At 67.6% G+C, this 547-nt stretch carries 1 protein-coding gene; it reads left to right on the top strand.

What is annotated here, in order from left to right; genetic code table 11:
* The coding region (locus tag AACY08_RS28430) for an acetyl-CoA carboxylase carboxyltransferase subunit beta (protein WP_339472428.1) at window positions 1-547 on the top strand (547 nt) is incomplete at both ends.

A 547-nucleotide genomic window follows, 5' to 3' on the forward strand; every position in this document is an offset into this window, starting at 1 on the left:
CGCCCCGGTGACCGCCGACGACCCGCTGCATTTCTCGGACGGCAAGCCCTATCGCGAACGTCTGGCCACCGCCCGCAAGGCGCTGCATGTCAATGACGCCATGGCCATCGGCTACGGCCGCATCCGAGGCGCGCCCTCGGTGGTCCTGGTCCAGGACTTCGCCTTCATGGGCGGGTCGATGGGCATGGCGGTCGGCGAAGCGTTCGTGCGCGGCGTCGAGACCGCAATTGCCGACAACTGCCCCTACATCATCTTCACCGCCGCCGGGGGCGCACGCATGCAGGAGGGCATTCTCAGCCTGATGCAGATGCCGCGCGCGACGGTGGCGATCGCCATGCTGCACGATGCCGGCCTGCCCTATATCGTGGTGCTCACCGACCCGACCACGGGCGGCGTGACCGCGAGCTATGCGATGCTCGGCGACGTGCAGATTGCCGAGCCGGGCGCGTTGATCGGTTTCGCCGGACAGCGCGTGATCGAGCAGACGATCCGCGAAAAGCTGCCCGACGGCTTCCAGCGCGCCGAATATCTGCTGGAACACGGCATG

This window comes from Pseudomonas sp. EL_65y_Pfl1_R83 (assembly GCF_963970695.1).
GTDB lineage: Bacteria > Pseudomonadota > Gammaproteobacteria > Pseudomonadales > Pseudomonadaceae > Aquipseudomonas > Aquipseudomonas tritici.